Source organism: Pseudoalteromonas sp. Z9A4 (assembly GCF_011378845.1).
In the GTDB taxonomy this organism is placed as follows: Bacteria; Pseudomonadota; Gammaproteobacteria; order Enterobacterales; family Alteromonadaceae; genus Pseudoalteromonas; species Pseudoalteromonas arctica.
This window is the reverse complement of record NZ_WTLA01000011.1, coordinates 99373-118402: the sequence shown is the minus strand read 5'-3', so window position 1 is coordinate 118402 and position 19030 is coordinate 99373. Positions and strand designations below refer to the sequence as shown.

11 protein-coding genes are annotated in these 19030 nt (G+C 37.8%); 5 read left to right on the top strand and 6 right to left on the bottom strand.

The window, feature by feature from the left end; all coding sequences use genetic code 11:
- Window positions 1-41: 41 nt before the first annotated feature.
- Window positions 42-1541 (top strand): DUF2235 domain-containing protein, encoded by a 1500-nt coding sequence (locus GQR54_RS10435; protein ID WP_166377562.1) that lies wholly within the window; start codon window positions 42-44, stop codon window positions 1539-1541.
- Window positions 1542-1888: 347 nt separating this feature from the next.
- Here GQR54_RS10435 and GQR54_RS10430 read toward each other — a convergent pair whose 3' ends face one another.
- Complete coding sequence (locus GQR54_RS10430) at window positions 1889-2983, bottom strand: Fic family protein (protein WP_165728777.1); 1095 nt, start codon at window positions 2981-2983, stop codon at window positions 1889-1891.
- 566 nt (window positions 2984-3549) lie between these two features.
- Window positions 3550-4677, bottom strand: a complete 1128-nt coding sequence (gene dndA / locus GQR54_RS10425) for a cysteine desulfurase DndA (protein ID WP_166377561.1) — start codon at window positions 4675-4677, stop codon at window positions 3550-3552.
- 135 nt (window positions 4678-4812) lie between these two features.
- Here dndA and dndB point away from each other — a divergent pair, with 135 nt between their 5' ends.
- Genes dndB through dndE form a run of 4 tightly spaced genes read left to right on the top strand, consistent with a single transcriptional unit; the run spans window position 4813 to window position 9859 of the window.
- Window positions 4813-5904, top strand: coding sequence for a DNA sulfur modification protein DndB (gene dndB, locus GQR54_RS10420; RefSeq protein WP_166377560.1), 1092 nt, complete (start codon window positions 4813-4815; stop codon window positions 5902-5904).
- On the top strand, window positions 5894-7561 hold the full coding sequence (gene dndC, locus GQR54_RS10415; RefSeq protein ID WP_011329737.1) for a DNA phosphorothioation system sulfurtransferase DndC: 1668 nt from the start codon (window positions 5894-5896) through the stop codon (window positions 7559-7561). Before dndB ends, dndC begins: the two co-directional genes overlap by 11 nt.
- The gene (dndD, locus tag GQR54_RS10410; RefSeq protein ID WP_166377559.1) at window positions 7551-9509 is read left to right on the top strand and encodes a DNA sulfur modification protein DndD; all 1959 of its coding nucleotides are present in this window, start codon (window positions 7551-7553) and stop codon (window positions 9507-9509) included. The genes dndC and dndD overlap by 11 nt, the downstream gene beginning before the upstream one ends.
- A complete protein-coding gene (gene dndE, locus GQR54_RS10405) occupies window positions 9509-9859 on the top strand; it encodes a DNA sulfur modification protein DndE (protein WP_166377558.1) in 351 nt (116 codons plus the stop codon). The genes dndD and dndE overlap by 1 nt, the downstream gene beginning before the upstream one ends.
- A gap of 86 nt (window positions 9860-9945) precedes the next feature.
- Here dndE and GQR54_RS10400 read toward each other — a convergent pair whose 3' ends face one another.
- The 4 genes from GQR54_RS10400 to dptG all read right to left on the bottom strand — a co-directional run bounded on the left by GQR54_RS10400 (window position 9946) and on the right by dptG (window position 19029).
- A complete protein-coding gene (locus GQR54_RS10400; RefSeq protein ID WP_166377557.1) occupies window positions 9946-10875 on the bottom strand; it encodes a hypothetical protein in 930 nt (309 codons plus the stop codon).
- A gap of 2 nt (window positions 10876-10877) precedes the next feature.
- Window positions 10878-12551, bottom strand: a complete 1674-nt coding sequence (locus GQR54_RS10395) for a hypothetical protein (protein WP_166377556.1) — start codon at window positions 12549-12551, stop codon at window positions 10878-10880.
- Window positions 12552-12674: 123 nt separating this feature from the next.
- On the bottom strand, window positions 12675-17738 hold the full coding sequence (dptH, locus tag GQR54_RS10390; protein ID WP_240918926.1) for a DNA phosphorothioation-dependent restriction protein DptH: 5064 nt from the start codon (window positions 17736-17738) through the stop codon (window positions 12675-12677).
- Window positions 17719-19029, bottom strand: a complete 1311-nt coding sequence (gene dptG, locus GQR54_RS10385; RefSeq protein ID WP_166377554.1) for a DNA phosphorothioation-dependent restriction protein DptG — start codon at window positions 19027-19029, stop codon at window positions 17719-17721. The genes dptH and dptG overlap by 20 nt, the downstream gene beginning before the upstream one ends.
- Window position 19030 lies beyond the last annotated feature (1 nt).

Below are 19030 nucleotides of genomic sequence, written 5' to 3'. Positions count from 1 at the left end.
TGTCTGTGTAGAATATTTAAAACAACTAAGGGAATTGGGTTATGACGGGTAAAACGCTAATTTTTAACTTTGACGGCACAGGAAACGAGCCCCGTGACGCAGAACAGTTTAGCTCAGATCATTTTAAAGAAGACTCTAATATTACCAACATTTTAAAACTGCATTTACTGCTTGGCGGTAAATTAGAAGACTCCCCTATTACTCCTTTTGCTAACCAACTCAGTTTTTATTATCAAGGTATTGGTACTAAAGGCAGCCGCCTTAAACGTATTTTAAACCAAACTCTTGCACCTCGTGGTGACGACGTAGCCAGTATTTTAAATCAAGCATTAAGCGACTTTAAAGCTCACTATCAACTAGGCGATACCATACTGCTAACAGGCTTTAGCCGAGGCGCTGCGCTTGCCAGACGTTTTGCTAAATGTTTAGAACCCTTAATAAGCAACAACGTGTATGTATGTGTGTTTGATACCGTCGCCTCTATTGGCTTATCAAAAGTAAGTAAAGCCACACGTGGCGCAGAGCATGTTATTTTTGAAAACCACACCATTGCCAACAACATTACTCACGCGCTGCACTGCGTAGCCCTTGACGAAAAACGCCGCGCCTTTGAACCCACACTCATGAACCATCAAAACAATATTACTGAATTATGGTTTGCAGGTGCGCATTCAGACATTGGAGGCGGTTACTACCGCGATGGCCTAGCCGATATTAGCTTGCGCTATGCACTTGAGTGGTTAATAGAACAACCGCTTAATATATCGTTACTCACTAGCCACGACATAGATTACGAAACCCTACTCCCCGACAGCAACTTAGTAGCACAAGATGACGTAACCGTAACGCCCGATCCGCTCGCATTAAGTCATCAACAAAATTACTTTTGGTTTAACCCATTTTTTAAACTAGTAGATAGAGAGTGCTATGTATTAATTGATGACGAAGCCAGCAACCTTGAGCCTTTAGTGCACTACAGCGTAGCCGAACGCATTAATAAACTAACCAGTTATCGCCCAGAATCACTTAAAAAACTGCATTACAAAATTAGCTACAACGACAACACCACACTTAGCTTTATTGGTTTAAGCCAACATATAGAACTGGCTAATCAAAACATGAGTGTGCTGAGCATTAACCAAAGCCAAGATATAGTGGTATTTGCCTCTGAGCAATACAACGCAACCGGCCTCATGCTAGAGCAAGGCGCTACGTATCGCTTTACCCCATACCCAAATCAATACTGGTTTGACGATGGCATAAAGTGCACGCCATTAGGCTGGAACCGCGACAACGTACAACTTGGCGTAAAAGAAATCCCAATGGCCGTGCTTGAACCATTTAGACGATTTCCTCGCGCGCAATGGTTTTCACTCATTGGTGCTATTAATAAAAACGACGACCACCTTTTTGAAATAGCCAACGGCGCCGATATTAAAATAGATAAATCTGGCGAGTTTTGCCCATTCGCAAACGACCTAAGCCGCTTTTATGGCGCTAATGCCGGAAAAATAAAAGTAAAAGTAACGCGGCTGGGATAAGAGGTTGCACAATATTTAAAATAGTAGGCGTGAGTTTATCTCGCGCTTTGGCTTTATAAAAACACCATGCGAGGTATAAAACCTCACCTACAACAACTCAAACACGACACTCAACAAACCCGTAGGTGCGATTTTACATCGCGCTTTGCTCTTATAAAAACACCCGCGAGGTATAAAACCTCACCTACAACAATTAAACCACTGCACTGAACAAACCCGTAGGTGCGATTTTACATCGCGCTTTCGCTTTATAAAAACACCATGCGAGGTATAAAACCTCACCTGTAACAATTTAAAACACCTATTCGCCTCACGTAATGAGGTGAATAATGTGAGTAATTGCCTCATTAGGCAATTTTGTAACGTGTACTACGCCCACCTGCGGCGGTTTTTGTTAAAAATCCAAGCGTTTGCAAGTCCGATAAATGGCGTGTTGCGGTTGCACGGCTAACCTTAGCCACCTTTTGATACTGACTCGCACTAATACCCTGTTCAAATTGGCCATCAAGTAACTTATTAAGCACTTTTACTTGCTGCTCACTTAACTTTGTTTGATCTTTACTTGCCCAGTAATTGGTTTTAAAAATTGTTTGCTCAATATTATTAAGCGTATGGTGTATCGCATTATTAAGCGTACGTAAAAACCACTTAATCCACTTTGTAATACAAAGATCTCCACGTTGAGTGGCTTCAAGCACCTCGTAGTAGCTTTTTCTGTCTTCTAAAATAGCCACCGACATAGCGTAAAACCGAATCGACTCAGCATGTTCTTGCGCTAATGCCAGATCGGTTATAAGCCGTGTAATACGCCCATTACCATCCTCAAGTGGATGTATTGTTACAAACCATAAATGTGCGATAGCTGCCCGAATAAAGGGGTCTATTTGAGGATCGTTTTGCGTTTTGTTAAACCAGTTAAAAAATAGCGAAAGCTCTTTATTTACTCGCTCTTTAGGAGGCGCCGTAAAATGTAATACCGGTTTATCTAAGCGCCCCGATACCACTTGCATTGGCTCGTCAGCACGCAATTGCCCGCCCTCAATTTTAGTAAATAAGCTTTGCTCACCTGCAAACAATAAGCGATGCCAATTAAGCACTCGCTCTAAATTAAGCGGTGAGTCTGTGTTATTTATTGCATCAAGCATAATCTCTGCAAGATTATCGCTTTGCACTGTTGTTGGGTAAGGTTGCTCATTAATATTGAGCTTTTTAGCAAGAGAAGAGCGAACCGAAAATGCATTAAGCTTTTCACCCTCAATCGCACTGGAGTGAATAATATTTGCTAGTAAAGTATCTAGAGCTTGCTGCTTTTGTTGAGCACTTTGCGCGCCCATACGCCCTACTAATAAACCTTGATTATATGAAAGATCCCTTAGTAAAGGAGCAAGCGCTGCAGCATCCCACGTAAAGTTTGGCCAATTTTGCTGTTGCCATATCCACATAGTCTTTAGTCCTAAAGGTAATTAGCTTCAGTCTATGTTATTTATTTGCCTCATACAATGAGGCGAATAGAAAAGTTAATTGCCTCATTACTTTTAAACGCTACATAGAACAATAATGCATTTTTCAATGGTGAAAACAATCCATTTTTAAGCGAGGTATAAAACCTCACCTACATCAATGCGAACACCACTCTCATCAAAACCGTAGTTGCGATTTTACATCGCGCTTTGGCTTTTAAATAAGGCCAAGCTAAACACCTGTAGGCGCTCAGCTTGCTCGCGCGAAAAGCGAAGCTTTTAAAATAATTTACTTATATCGCGTTGGCGATGGCAACCAAGGAGCGGATACCGCCGACCGCCCCTTGGAACCCCACGGCGCCCCTCAATTTCACTTATCTTTAAACAAATAATTAATATGAACGTAAACGCGATGAAAGCACATCCATGTGCAAGCATCACTTTCCTCGAATCCAGGCAAGGTAATTACTCATTAATTATGTGTTTGCAGGTGAAGTTGAAAGGGGGAATTGTCTTAGCTACGATGCTAACAATCAACTAAGCCAACATCACAACTTTAGCTGTTTTAACTTCTCAATTATTTCAGAAATAGGCAATGACTCTGTCATATGTCCCCATGAAACCCTTATAGCGCCAGCAACGCGTTTATCATCTAATTGCATTGCTGTTAGAACATGCGAGGGCGTATAACTTGATGATGTACACGCAGAGCCGTTAGATACAGCTGCGATCCCTTTTAACATAACCATTGCCGCCTCAGAGTTAATACCTGGAACGGAAAAGTTAAGCACAAAGGGTGATGTATTCTCACCGTTGTATTGCGCATCAAGAGTATTTAAAGCTGCGATCAATTCATCTTTTAATTTTTGTGCATGCTTTTGCCATGTTAAAGCATTTTTTTGTGCTATTTCACAAGCCAAGCCAAAACCTGCAATTAATGGTACCGCTAAGGTGCCTGGTCGTAGCCCTTTTTCTTGCCCACCACCAAACATAATTGGTTTTAAGGGTGGCTTTATAAAGCCGCGCTTACGCATAACTAATGCACCAACACCTTTAGGAGCATACACTTTATGTCCGCTTGCGCTAATTAAATCAATGCGTTTATTTTTTAAATCGTCGCTCAACTTTCCAAAACTTTGAGCTGCATCGATATGTAAAAATGCTGAATGTAACTCAAGTACATCGCAAATATCAGTAATAGGCTGTATAGAGCCTGTTTCGTTATTCACATGCATAATCGAAACAAGTAGCGTATCTTCTCGCAATAACTGTTTGAGGTTATCGGAGTCAACAACACCACTTTCATCAACTTCTAAAAAGCTAACTTCAAAGCCATTTTTAACTAAATACTCAATAGGCTCCAATACAGCTTTATGTTCAATTCGAGTAGTAATTATATGCTTTCTAGATTCTTGTTCACCAAATTCACGTAACCCAAGAATCGCAATGTTGTTACTCTCGGTTGCGCCACTAGTAAAAATAACCTCCGATTTATCAGCATCCACAACTTCAGCTAGTTGTTTACGTGCTTTTTCAACAGATTTTTTGGCATTAGCACCAAACTCATGAGTACGACTACCCGCATTTCCGTATTCATCTAAAAACATTTTTCTAACTAAATCAGCAACCTCATTAAGCACCGGTGCCGTGGCATTCATATCTAAATAAGTTGTCATTTTATCCTCAAAATAAACTCTTACACTAAGCAAGACAGGCCTGACATTTTCATGTAAAATCTCCGCCCTAAAGTTCGTACGAACAAAGCAATAAATTCACGAACAAATTTAACTATAACTTATTTGTAAAATACTATGAACCAAATCGTGTCAGGAACTTCATTCCCAGCTATTAAAGGAATGCAAGCAAAAACAGAATATTACATTGTAATGTGTCCACTAAAAAGACTTAGTAAAATATTTACTTTAGATGAAGGTCAATTACCTGTAAATCAGCGTGCTCAACGAATAATAAATGAAGAGCGCATTCCTGATATCGCAAATTATATTTTAGATAGTAGAGATAATTATGTTTTTTCAGCACTTACAGCATGTATCGACGGTTTAAGTGAATTTGTAGGTATTGGCGAATCAAAGCATGAGCAAAAAATTGGTACTTTAGTTATCGATGAAGATGCCGAAATTTATATTACCGATGGTCAACACCGTAATGCTGCAATCTTAGAAGCCTTGAAAGCAGACCCAACTCTTGCCGACGAAACTATTTCAGTCGTGTTTTTTACAAATAAATCACTAGAAGAACGACAACGTATTTTTAAAGATCTAAATCTATACCCAGTAAAAACTGATAGCTCTTTGAGTATTACCTACGACGATAAGCCAGATGCAATTCTTTCTAAAACTATAATATTTAGAAGTGAGCAATTCACAAAGCTTGTACACATGGAAAAAAGTAATTTAGGTCCTCGTTCTAGAAAATTAATAAGCCATAGCGCTGTAAACAAAGCTAGCAAGTACTTACTAGGCACAATAACAAAAAATAATTATGAGTCTTTAATCCCAATAGCTTTTGAGTTTTGGCACGAAGTGCTTAAAAATATGCCTGCTTGGCAATTAATTTGCGACGATAAAGCGTCTGGTGGTGAGTTACGTGACGAATCAATTCACGCACACGCAGTAACATTTCATGCCCTGGGTTTATTAGGGTTTTACCTACTCAATAACGATCCAAAATGGCAAAGTAAACTAAAAGGGCTTCAAAAAATAAATTGGAGCCGTAACAGCATAAATTGGTCTGGCCGCTGCGTCATAAATAACTCCATGACAAATAATCGAAAAGCAGCTGAGCTAACCTGTATACAGATCAAATCGCATTTAAACATTCCACTTACCGATAAAGAACAATTGGTAGAAAAAACATTTAAAGAGGCACGAAATGGCTACTGATAGCGTAGTACAGTTCCATTCTGCATTTAACCAAGATGGATTAAAAAACACTATAGAGCAAAGCATTAAACATATAAAAATGCTTTATCAAAGTGATTCTATTCCCTGGGTAATTGGCTACAGTGGCGGCAAAGATTCAACTGCTATATTGCAGTTGATTTGGTATGCCCTACAAGAGCTAGCTCAAGAAGGTAAATGCGAAAAAAAAGTACATGTAATAAGCACCGATACTCTAGTAGAAAATCCAATAGTTGCTATGTGGGTAGGAAAGTCGCTAGAGCGAATGAAAGAACAAGCCGATGCACAAGGCTTGCCTATAGTGCCACACCGCCTAACCCCTGCAGTAAAAGACCGTTTTTGGGTTAACTTAATCGGTAAGGGTTACCCTGCTCCTCGTTATAAATTTAGATGGTGTACAGACCGCCTAAAAATATCGCCATCAAATACATTTATTCAAAACATGGCTGATAAAAATGGCGAAGCCATTTTAGTACTTGGTACGCGTAAAGCCGAAAGTACAGCACGTGCTGCAAGTATGGAACGCTTTGAAAGCTCGACCACTAATACACGAAAAGCGCTTGGCTTGACCGAAAACGGCTCACTTGAGCGAGTTTGGGTTTATACACCAATTGCTAGCTGGAGTAACGATGATGTGTGGGTGTACTTAAATAGTGTAGATAACCCATGGAATTTCCCAAATCACGATTTAATGGGCATGTATCAGGGTGCAACTGAAGGCGGTGAATGCCCACTTGTAGTAGATAAATCTACGCAAAGCTGTGGTGATAGCCGTTTTGGTTGCTACGTTTGTACAATGGTATCTGAAGATAAATCAATGAATGCCATGATTGCCAACGATGATGAAAAAGAGTGGATGTATCCACTTGTAGCGCTTCGTAATGAAATAGAAGTTAACGACTCTAACCGCGCTAAAAAAATTGAAAAACTAACACGAGATAAAGCTAATCGCGACTTCAGACGTATGAATGGCAATTTAACTGTGCATATATCTAAACATGGCGCCGATTTAGTACCAGGTCCTTACATACAAAAATTTAGAGAACACTTACTTGGCAAAGTTTTAGAAGCACAGCTAGCAGTACAACAACTTGGGCCTGATGAAGTAAAAAACTTGGAGCTTTTACCATTAGAAGATCTTGAAGAAATACGCCGAATTTGGCTTGAAGAAAAGCACGAAGCTGAAGATAGCGTGCCTAAAATTTACCAAAATGTATTCAAAAAGCCTTATCCAGGTAAGCAACGCGCACACCATCCTATTCTTAATTTAGACGTACTTAATAAATTAAAAGCGCATTGCCAAGAACAAGGCGACGAAGATGGTTTGTTATACCAACAAATGCGTGCCGTTATGAGTATTGCTAATAAACATAAAAACCAACTGCGTAGAGCAAAACTATCTGATGAGCTCACACAAAGTTTAGATAAAGGCGCATTTAACAATTTATTTGAAGCAAAACAGTTTGCACTTGAACGTGAACGTAATCGCTTGCAAATACAACTGAGCAATTCTCCTAATTTAACTGAAGATGATAAAGCTGCCATTCAAGAAAAAATCATCATGGTAACTAAATCGATTAAAGAACAAGGCTACAGCTCGCTACTTATCGATTTTGAAGAGGTACAAGATGATAATTAAACAACTCACCCTTGAAAACTTTGGTATTTATCAGGGTCGTCACGAAGTCAATTTAAGCACGTCAGCAAATAAACCAATTATTCTTTTTGGTGGCTTAAATGGTGGTGGTAAAACAACCTTTCTAGATGCGTTGCAACTTGTGCTTTACGGTAAGCATGCCAAATGCTCTAACCGAGGTCATCAGTCATACGGTAACTATTTAATAAGTACCAAAAATCGTTATGTAGGTAACGACGATACAGTTGAAATTTCGCTAACGTTTACTCACACAACTGATACAACAACTAACGAGTTTGTTATTGTTCGAAGTTGGAAAACAAATACAAAAGACGTAAAAGATAAAGTTGTAGTTTATTGTAATCAACAAGAAGATTCTCATTTGAGCCAATACTGGGATGAGTTTGTAAACGAATTTATTCCACTTAGCTTATCTGATTTATTCTTTTTTGATGGCGAAAAAATAGAAAATTTAGCACACCCAGACAGAAGTGCTGATTTAATTAAAACGGGTATAGAAAATTTACTAGGGCTTGACCTACTCTCTCAGCTGCAAATTGATTTAAATAATGTAGAGCGTAAACGTAAAAGTGAAAACCTAGATACAACCGTAGTAGCCAAAGTAGAAGCTCTTGAAGCAGAAATAACTGAGCAAACAACTATTGTATCAGCCTTTAAAACTGACATTGCTAACTTAGAAAAACGTGCAAGTGATACTAACTTAAGTATTAATAAAGCCCGACAAAAAGTAAGAAGTGCAGGCGCTCATTTAATTGAAGAGCGCGACACTATAAAATTTGAACTCGGCGCGATTGAAGAAAAACTCAAAGCAAATTTAGCCGAACGTGTAAAGCTAGATGCTGGATGCGGACCACTTGGTTTAATACCTAATTTAATATCAAATACAAAAGCCCAAATTAAAAAAGAAGAACAGGCAGTACAAGCGAATGTTATTCAGAGTGCGATTGCAGAGTACGAAGCCAAAATTACACAAACGCTAGTTAATGAAAACGTGCCAAAATCCGCACTTAGCGCACTCAGCAATAAAATGGCTACCCTTGCCACAGAGCGCGAAGAACTAGCAAGCACAGAGTGTTATATTGCTAGTAACATCGCTATTTTTAATGGTCTTGATGAAAAAATTAAACTAGATAAGTTAGAGCGTTCAAACTTACTAAAAGCTCGCGAAGAATTATTTGAACAACAAGCGCTATTTAATAAAAAGCTTGAATCAATACCTGATTACGAGACTGTTCAGCATTTACTTAGCGAACTAGCCGGGCTTGAAGTAGAGCTTAAAAACAACTTTGTTTTAATAAAACAAAAACAGCAGTTGTTACAGCAAGCGCAAGCACGTGACGAAGTGTTAAATACACGCTACGCAAACTTATTAACCCAACAAAGCAAAGACACGTTTGAACAAAAACGCTCAATTCAAGTCGCTGAGCATATCGGTAAGCTTAAAAATACCATGAAGTCATTTGCAGATGAGCTAATACGTGAAAATGTAACAGGGCTTGAAGAGCACATTGCCGCTAAGTTTTTTGATCTTTCTCGTAAAAACAATTTAATCACCGGTGTTAAAATTTGCCCTGATTCATTCAAACTTACGTTACTCGATACCAATAAAAATCCAATGTCGCCAAGCCGATTATCGGCCGGTGAAAGGCAGTTACTTGCTATCGCTATTTTATGGGGATTAGCTGAAGCATCAGGCAAAGAAATCCCAACCGTTATCGATACGCCACTAGGGCGTTTAGATGGTAAACACCGTACTAAGCTAATTAATAATTACTTCCCTAAAGCGTCAAGCCAAGTAATTTTATTATCGACCGATGAAGAAATAACAGGGCAATACTACGCGAAATTAAAGCCTGCAATTTGCCGTGAATACCACATAAGTTATAACGAGCAAGAACAAACCTCAACCTTTACTGAGGGGTACTTTTAATGAATACCACACTACATACAGTTGACTCTATCAAGCTCTCTGAAAAACAAAAGCAGCAACTCGTTCGCCTAAAAAGTAAAACAGGCATCGAAAACTGGAACGTATTGTGCCGCTGGGCGCTGTGTATGTCGCTCGCTGAAGATTCAATACCGCCTGTTGAGGAAATCCCATCAGACAGTAATGTAGAAATGAGCTGGAAGGTATTTGCTGGTGAATATGCCGATGTATACTTAGCTGTGCTGCGTGAAGCTTATCAAAAACAAAATTCACACCTAGAAGATGTGCATTTTGGGGATTTTGTTAAGTTGCATTTGAATAGAGGGATTAGCTTTTATATATCCAAATATTAGATAAGTTATACTAGCTCAGACTTGCTCTAAGCTAGTACACTTAATAATCATCAATTTATCAGATTTAACTCCATAGCTAAAACAAACTACTCTAAGATATCTCTCTTTAAATACCGTTTATTCAATGTATCGTGATCTTTACAAATAACCATCATGCTCACTGGGTTTATAGATTTTGATGCTCCCAGCGAAGACGTTACAGTTAGCTCAGAATTGTAGATATTATTTTTGCAATTCGGGACTTCACACTTTCTTTTTAGACCTATTGTCCTTAACACCCAATAGTAATAGCTCTTTGGGTATAACTTATTTTTCCCTGAAGGCTTAGTACCAAAACTATACCCTGTAACATGATTACTTTTTACTTTATTAGCCCACCCACAAATTAGTCTGTAGTTATCTATACAATCTTTACCTCCGAGTGAAAATGGATACAAATGATCTACTTCGATAGATATATCTCGCTCCTTGACTCCTATAGGTCGATACCGATCGATATAGGTAGGTAATGTAAGGTCTACTTTATCTAGTTTACTCGCAGTAAAATTAAAGACAGCTTCTTTACTAAACTTGTACCCTGTTAGCCAACATCGAGGACTAGCTCCATATATACTTAGTAACTCTTCTTTAATCTCTCTTGTAATGCCTTTTCTTCTTTGTTGTTCTTCTTTAATAAACTCTACGCGCTCTAAAACTAAGTTACTTAAATGCTTGCCTATAAGTATCTTATCATCGTCATCAATCTGTTTACCTAAAAGGATCGTTAGACTTTTTGATACTTCTTTATATATTTTTATAAAGCTAACTTTTGAATTAATAAAATCATGATCAATAAATTGTTCTATTATCCATTTACACCACTCCCTAGAAACATCACCTTGAAGCAGATCAGTTCTTACTCCCATTAGTAGCTCTGGAGGTTTCAGTCCTGCAAGCTCTTTTTGATTTTTTAAATCCCATAAAGAGCCACTAGACAAAACGCTGCTACTTAATTGCTTTATAGTACCAATACTCATTATTATTTTTTCGCACTACGATAACTTTTAACTTGTGGAAGCCTTTCTGGGTTCTCTCTGTAATCAGCCCAATTTTCAGACCAGCGCTCACGGATACCTGTAGAGTCCTTTTTAACCCCTTTTAAATCCCAATCAACATCAAAATAGGCTCTGTTTACATCCTCAAGCCAATCATCCACAACCTCACTTATTTCATCGATGTGGTTAATAGTTGTTTTAGTAGTAACTAAATACTTGAAAAAATCAGCAGCTAATATTGTCAGAGAAATTTTATTAAAAATATTTGATTTACGCGTATTTCCCCAGTAATTAAACCTGCTTTCATTTGTATCTTGTGCAAGCTCATCTTTTACTTTTCTCCAAAACGCTATAAAGAAGTCTCTCCAGGTACCATTTAAAGTTCTCCATTCTTCAAATGCATCTTTTGTATTATCAGATGAAATCATTGAGCTTTCTGAAAGATATTTCTCTTTCCATCGCTTAGCATAATCATTTTTAGTATGGTAAAGGCTCCCACCTTTTAACTCTTTGAATATCTGAATGAGAGAGCCCATTACATTCCATTGTAACAAATCTTTTTTCTCACTTTGTGTTCCTCTTTCAACAAGCCCACAAAATGGACTTGATGGGTTTCTAGCTGCCCATGTTATAGCTCTAGCATCCTCCATTGCTATTCCTGAATCTTGAAGCCTCTCTGTAACAGCTTCCATTTCACTAGTTGTTAGAGAGGTAGAAATAATAGTACCAAGCAAAGACTTCCCTATTGGCGTCGCCTTTTGGTTTATGACAACAAATTGAAAAACTTGTTCTTTAGGGTCTTCTTCCATTAATAAAGATATAGGGAGTGTTCTAGCATATTTAAGAGAAAGCTCTTCTTCGATATTATCTACACATTCTCCTGCCTCTAACTTTTCTATAGCCAAATCTTGAGCTTCATCATTAGCTTTATTCCTAGCAGCTAACGTAGCCCCTTTTAATCGATGCTGCCCATCAACTAAAGTAATCGGTAATAAAAAAGCTAATAATGATTGTCGATCAAACCCTAAAAATTTATGCTCTTCAATAAAAGTCGAGCTGAGCTCTTTTAACAATTCGTGGCGTATTGCTACATCTAGTAAAAACTCATCTAAATGAGTTTCTTCAAAGATTATACTTTCTTGTTCTGTATCTTCATTTTGACTATCAACTGGCTCGTCAAAATCATCCTCATCATTCAATTCGTCAAGTTTTGATTTAAGACTGGTATAAGCTGTAGTGTTTTTATCAACCACAATCGCACCCAATCTACTCTCTAAGGATGCCCTTAACAAAGAAAATAATGTTTCAAAGCTAGCTGTATAGAGGTTGGGAAACTCTATTACTATCTCTCCTGTTATTCCATTATCGCTAAGAAAAGAAACGCTACCGCCTTCTATGTTTTTGAGTGCACAAATAAGATTATTTTGAACGACATTCTTCTCATTTTCATAAAAGCTACTTAGCTGCTTTAATCTTTTAGTGTTTTCTGTTCGTTGGAACCCAGAAGTTTCAGCAGAGCCCACATCAAATGATTTTTTTTGAGGTATCCCTGCCCATTTTTCGATTTCAATGGCATTGGCACCAAACATAATCAAAGGTTTTGAGTTATCGCTTTGTTTTATACAAACTGCAGGGTATTTGAAAGTAAGCTTGTCCATTAATATCTCACACTTAAAGTTAAACGTTTTTTGTTTCGTTACAATTTACATACCATAGCCAAAAAGTAAGCTATTCTGTTATGCAAATATAAATATTGTAATTATATTGCTGTGTAAGTAAGGTTATAGACTAACCCTAGCACACTGTATCCTAACCAACTTACCTTCTGATTTAAGATAAGCATCCCCTTTACCATTAAGTACTTCCGCACCTTGTTCATCAAGGATTACACGACTTTCAGTACCATTTTTAACTCTCAATGCGAGTTGTGCAGGGAGGTTAGAACGTAAGTTTGTGCTTATTACATCGCCACTTGGTTTTTGTGTGGCAATAATTAAGTGGATACCGGCAGCACGGGCCTTTTGCGCTAAGCGCTTTAGCTGAGCTTCAATATCCTTTTTCATGTCTTTATCTGATGTTAAATCGGCGTATTCATCAAGCACTAACACCCACCACGGTATACGCTCTTCTTGTGTTACTTTGGCGTTGTAGTCTGGCAATGAACGGACACCTTGCGCTTTGAATTGCGCATAGCGCGATTGCATTTCAGCTACTGCTTGGGTTAACAACTCTAGTGCATCTTCATCATCAAACCCAATACGCCCTATTAAGTGCGGATAGCGCTCAAAATCGTTAAGCTCTGTGCCTTTAGGGTCAATTAACATCAGTTTTAATTCACTTGGCGTGTAATGCTCAACCATGCCGTACAAAATCGTGTTTAGCGCTTCTGACTTACCACTACCGGTTGTACCGCCAATAAGTAAATGCGGGCAGTTTGATGATGAAAAATTAAGTTTAATCACCTCGCCAAAGCGGTCTTCGCCTAGAGGTACTTCAAGTGCATTTTGCGGGTGTTGCCAATTTGGCCAAATGTCGTTTTGGTCAACAAAGTAACGCTGCTCTTGGCTTTTTGGAACATCAATCGTAATGCAGCCTTTATCAATACCAAAGCCTACATCTTGTTCTTGCTCTAGTTTTAACGCGAGCTTAAGTGATTGCGATTTGGCAAATACGCTTTCAGGTTTATCACCTAAATTTAAGCCAACTCGGAATAAAATAGAGGCAGGCCCTTCAATGTAAGGTTCAACATTATCGGGTTTGAGTAACGTAATGTTATGGCTGTAGTAACAATCGATAATTTGCTGATAGATAGCGCTTAAATCGCTCTCACTCATTTTTTTACGTGCCGATGTTGCAGCCACAACTAAGTTATTTGTGTTTGCCTCTTTAACTTCTGTAGGATTTGCTTGCTCTGCACTTTTACTATCGTTGTTACTTGCTGATACATCGTCTAATGCGGTAATTTTTGTATCTTGAGTTTTTGTAAGCTCAGCTTCATCATCAGCTTTAGTGTTTTCTTCAAATACTACTTTTTGCGTTGTAGCGCCCTTAGTTAAAATATACTGTGCATCAATATGGTGTAATTTAGCAGAGGTTAAGTCGGCTAATAAGTTTTGCATAGGTGTTTTAACCCAGTGAGATAAATTACCCGCTGGTAGCTCTACTTTGAGTATGTTGTGCACTTTTAAGAAAGATGCTTTTGTGAAGTCGCGGTCTTCTACATTTACAAATAAAAAACCTGCTGGATAGTCTGCAAGTTCAGCAAGCTCATAATCGCCCTGTAGCCACTGTGCACTGCGTTGCTCAATGCTACTGAAGTAGCCCTCTTTATACACTTTATAAAGTTTGTACTTATCAATTTGCATTAATACTTGGCGCATAAATAAGCCACGATATAAATGCCCTGCAAGTGTTTGCTGCCCAAGAAGTGCTTCAAAATATTGCTTTAGCTCTTTGGCTTGCTCAACACCTTTACTATGGGTTTGGCGCTTACCTGTTTTAACTTCAACAGGCAGTAAAATCATTTGTTGGCCTTTAAAGCCTACAAATAATATATCGTCTGATATAACGCCTTTTTTAAAGCCTTGTGCATGGCGCGATAAATCGCTATCAGCCATATTTAGACCTAAGTTACCTGCCACGCGAATAACTTCCGCGATAGAAAGGGGCACCCATGTAATATCTGAGTCTGCGACTAAACAGTTAACGTATTTATAGGCACAAATAATCCCGCGTTTTTCTTTTCTTTCATTGTTGTTTGCCGTGACTAGGTTTAGCAACCATTCACCATTAAATGCATTAAACTCTTCGATAATACCACCCTCGTCATTTTCGAGTACTTTGTGGTATAGGTCGGTTTGCTTAGTTACGGTTATTGCATCGTAATTAACTGAGTTTGTGTAGTTATCAGAATAGTGAATAAGCACCATGTTTTTTTGGTTTTCAAAAAACTCTAAGGTTACTTTAGGATCGATTATTGTGGTCCAAATTGAGTTCTCGTAAGAGCGCTCTAATAACGTTTTAAAGTTCTCAGTAACTACAAGTGCTTGAGATTTAGACTCGCTGTACTCTTCATGATGGCGCTTTGCAGGCTTAATTAGTCCGCTATATTTAGCAACTAGCTTTAATTGTGGTGCACTATCAACATCAATGCCTTTTAGGCCAAAAGATGTGTAATAGCTGCCATTTTTATTTGATGCAGACTCACCTGGCATTAAGCCATGACAAACAACACCCGTTTCTTGTTTTAATAAATCAACGTCAGTCGCTTGCACACGTTCGTTATTTTTAAAAAACGACATGTGTGCATAGTGTTGCTCTTTTTGACCTTTTTCGTGCTCAAACTTACTGTACGTTAAACGCGTTCTTAGTAAATCAATAATGCTATCGGCTTGCTCGCGAGCAGCACCTTTGTTTAACTCGCAAAGCTCTTTTAGGTCATCATAGCTTGCCATGTCGGCAAATCTGTCAAACCAGGTATAACACTGTGTTTCGTCGTATAAATTTACATGGATATTGGTAACTTTATTTTTTTTGAGCTTGATGTAGTCAATCAGACCTAAAAATAGCTCTTTATTTTGCTGGTTATTTACAGAGTTAATAATGAGCGTTGTTTTACTACCCGCTACAAATAAATGTTTAAAGGCCGTGGTGAATTTGCCTACTTTATCTTTAACAAGCGTGCGTACAAAGTCATAGCTACTTTCCTGTTGTGGCACTAGTTTGGACCAAAATACATTTTCTTTTTCAGCATGGTTATACGAAAAATCATGCACAGGATCGTACACAAAAGGTAAGAGCCCTTGTGCTGTTAAGCGCTGAATAGTAACTGGAGGTAATTTTTTAAAACTACCTGTTGCCTCTTTATCTTTACTTAATACGCCTGCCAAGTTGTAATTATAAGCAAGTACCAGTGGATGATATGGCGTAATATAAGTTTGCTCATCAAAATCTGCAAAGCCAATATTTACAAGTAGCTTATGCTGTTCCAAAAGTGGTGCGTGGTAGGGTATTTCATCAATAGCAGTTTGATAAGTTTCAACAACTTGAGTAGCGAGCGCTCTAAGTTTTTCGCCCCAGCCCGATAAGCTCAACAACGATTTTGTATGTGTTAAATAATCAAATAAATCACGGTAAGCAAAGTATAAATCAGTATAATGTGATTCTAAGTCTCGTAGTTTAATATTATTGCTATTAGCAAGCTTAGCTAAGGTTAAGCTATCGAGTAACTCAGCTTCATTTTGCAATAACGTGAGCCGCTTAGCTTTAGGTGCGACTTCTTTTCCGTCAATAAGTACTTTATTTTTACTACGATTGAATTGCCCGAAGTATTCATCATTAAATAAATGATTAAAGCGCCCTTGGTCTAACAATAAAGGTAATGACAAAGTATCGGTTGATACTTCTCCTTCAACATTAAATGTTAATTGGCTAATCGCGCCTTGCACGGTAAAGTTTATTTCATCAGATTCAGTTGCTAGCTTTTTAAAATCAACAAAGCCTACTGCATTTGAATCAAATACTTGGTTGTTTTCTGCCAGAACATTAGTGTTTGTTAAATCGCTTATTTGTAATGACTGCTCATCAGTTTGCAGCGTTAACCATTGTTTTGCAGGGTCAACTAAGTAAGTGTGCTTAAAACCGTCAATGTAAAAGTCATTTTTACTAATAACTAATACTTTAAAATTGTGAGTTTCTTTTGGTTTGTCAGTTTTAACACGAAAATTAAAATAGCGAGCTTGTCCGTCAAAACTACTTGTAAGTACTGCTCTGCTTCTTATTCCGCCGGGGTTTTTAATTGTTATATCAACATTTGGCAGCTCTTTGCTTTGTTGAATTTTACAAAAGCTATCTTTTAACTTTTGGTTGATAAAGCAAAGCTCTAATTCAAATGTGTGCTGCTCTGGCTCTAGAACTAATATTAGGTGACGCTCTCTGACGCCAGCTCCTTTTTCTGACTTTGCTTTTGCAAGTAGTTCAATGTAAGGCGCTTTTTCGCTTTCAAGCTCTAACAAATTAGTTCTATTTTTTTGCTGTTCTGTAAAGCATTCACCTATATCGAGGCTTTCTTTATACTTTTCTACATTCCCCTCAGGAAAATGCTCTTTTATAAACTTTTCGCTAAAGTCTAAGGTAGCTAGTTTGTCTTGTAGTTCGTTTGGAAAATGATGAGTGATAAAATCGAGTTTATCGCTTAGCTCTTTATTTTCTTTTAAACGCAAGCTGATTTGATCACCTTCCCAACCCTCTTGTGAAAGCTGGTCATCTTTTAACAAGCCAAGTTCATGAAACTGTAAGTCACCATCAGCAATTGCATAGTAGAGCTTTTCAAAGCCAAACATAGTGGCTTCGTCTTCAACTATTTCATCAAAGTGATAATCGAGTAAACATTCAGAAACTTTAGCTTTTTCATCAGTTTGATCTATTTCTTTATGTAGCAGTAGCTTGATATTTTTTGGGTCCCAAACAACGCCAGGCTGAGCAACATCTTCAGTAGAGTTTTTTAATGTATCGAGCATAGAGTTATGGATGATTAACAAGGCAGTGCCTTTTGTTTCGCCTTCCATAGCTGAAACAACATCACGTAAATGCGCTATGTAGTTTTCTGTAAAGTTTTCACCTTCGTATACCGGTATTAATTCAACATCACCGTACTGCACTGTTTTTAGCTCAATACCTTTTACAGTTACGCTATTGTCTGCAATTTTCATAAAGGCTTGATAAAGTGCAAAGCCCTTATCACTATCAGGGCTTGTGAACTGATAACGGAAACCAACTTTTAACTCTTCAGCTGCCCAAATATTAAAATGGCTAACTAAAAACTCTTCAAACTGTTTTTCTAACATATACTGCATCTCCGCTATCACTCATTCGTTCTACGTTACCCATTCGCTCATAAAAATCGATTAAAGATTGCTGGCTTTGTTTATCAAAAAACACGCCCCTTGCTTCAAATTCTTTAATAATTTCGTGAAAACGTAATTTCTCGCGCTCGCCAATGGCAAGGTTGGTGAGTAGTACTATGTAATCTTGGTTAAACGTTAGCACTTGGCCTGCGCGGCCTCTTCGCTGAATAAATGGTTCTAAAATATTACTCAACGTACCTTTAACTACTGTGTCGTTATATTCAGTTAAGCGCCCTTTTTTATTGTCGAACTGAGCATGAGATAGGCTAAGTAATTGCTGTAATATTTCTTTTTTATCGCTTGCGTCTACCCAGTTTTGGTCGGTGTTGTACCATTTGCGTTGCATTCGGTCTTCTACAAAATCACGACCAAATTGATTCAACTTAGTAACATCGTTTTCGCTAATAGATTCAAATAGCTGCCAAAGGGGCTTAACTTCACCTTTGACTTGTATCGCCTCATTCATAAACAAATAAGGGAACAGATATTCTAGGTATTCATGTAGCTGGCTATAACCAAAGTTTTTAACTTGTGAGCGTTCATCACTGGCTTTTTCATTATCAATAATAAAAAAACAAGGCTTGCTTGAAGGGGCACCATGAGTCCAATTTTTTATATTCAACGCCATTTGCGAAATATATAAAAAGCCATATAAGCGAATAACAGAATTAAAGTTGTTGAGTAAGTAGTGAGGTCTTTTATTTAAAAACTCTAAGTCTTTTTTAAATAATTCACTTAGAAACGGCAAATAGGCAGACTCTGTTTTGAGCGTTGTTTTTGACTTTCCTGATACATAAAAACTATCAAATTCAGCTTTTATTTCTTTTTCTAAAAAATTTAAATCATTAACTGAAGAACTATCAAGTGTTAAACCATTTAACAAGCCAACAAACATGTCTCCTAATTTTTTACTGTTGGTATCTACCTCGCCATTTAATGCTTTAAAAATAAGCAGCTCTGGAGATATTTTGAATAGCTGCTCATTATCAAAATACATTTTTTCAAGTACAGACCAAAATTCTGGCTCATCTAACTTTGTTGAAAAACGCTTTTCACATAACTCTTTAAAATTATCTATATCACCATTAACTAATGACTTCCCATATAGAATATGTACGAAATAGCCCAGCACTGTATCCCAGCAGAACTTATAATGTTTGTCTTTTGTTCTTAAAGGTAAAAATGTATTAAATGCATTGTTGTTTGGTGGTGTTAAAGTTTCTTTAATCATT

Bases quoted from the DNA above. Each gene is read 5' to 3' on its own strand.
- GQR54_RS10435 (WP_166377562.1), top strand. From the start codon at position 42: ATGACGGGTAAAACGCTAATTTTTAACTTTGACGGCACAGGAAACGAG.
- GQR54_RS10430 (WP_165728777.1), bottom strand. From the start codon at position 2,983: ATGTGGATATGGCAACAGCAAAATTGGCCAAACTTTACGTGGGATGCT.
- dndA (WP_166377561.1), bottom strand. From the start codon at position 4,677: ATGACAACTTATTTAGATATGAATGCCACGGCACCGGTGCTTAATGAG.
- dndB (WP_166377560.1), top strand. From the start codon at position 4,813: ATGAACCAAATCGTGTCAGGAACTTCATTCCCAGCTATTAAAGGAATG.
- dndC (WP_011329737.1), top strand. From the start codon at position 5,894: ATGGCTACTGATAGCGTAGTACAGTTCCATTCTGCATTTAACCAAGAT.
- dndD (WP_166377559.1), top strand. From the start codon at position 7,551: ATGATAATTAAACAACTCACCCTTGAAAACTTTGGTATTTATCAGGGT.
- dndE (WP_166377558.1), top strand. From the start codon at position 9,509: ATGAATACCACACTACATACAGTTGACTCTATCAAGCTCTCTGAAAAA.
- GQR54_RS10400 (WP_166377557.1), bottom strand. From the start codon at position 10,875: ATGAGTATTGGTACTATAAAGCAATTAAGTAGCAGCGTTTTGTCTAGT.
- GQR54_RS10395 (WP_166377556.1), bottom strand. From the start codon at position 12,551: ATGGACAAGCTTACTTTCAAATACCCTGCAGTTTGTATAAAACAAAGC.
- dptH (WP_240918926.1), bottom strand. From the start codon at position 17,738: ATGTTAGAAAAACAGTTTGAAGAGTTTTTAGTTAGCCATTTTAATATT.
- dptG (WP_166377554.1), bottom strand. From the start codon at position 19,029: ATGATTAAAGAAACTTTAACACCACCAAACAACAATGCATTTAATACA.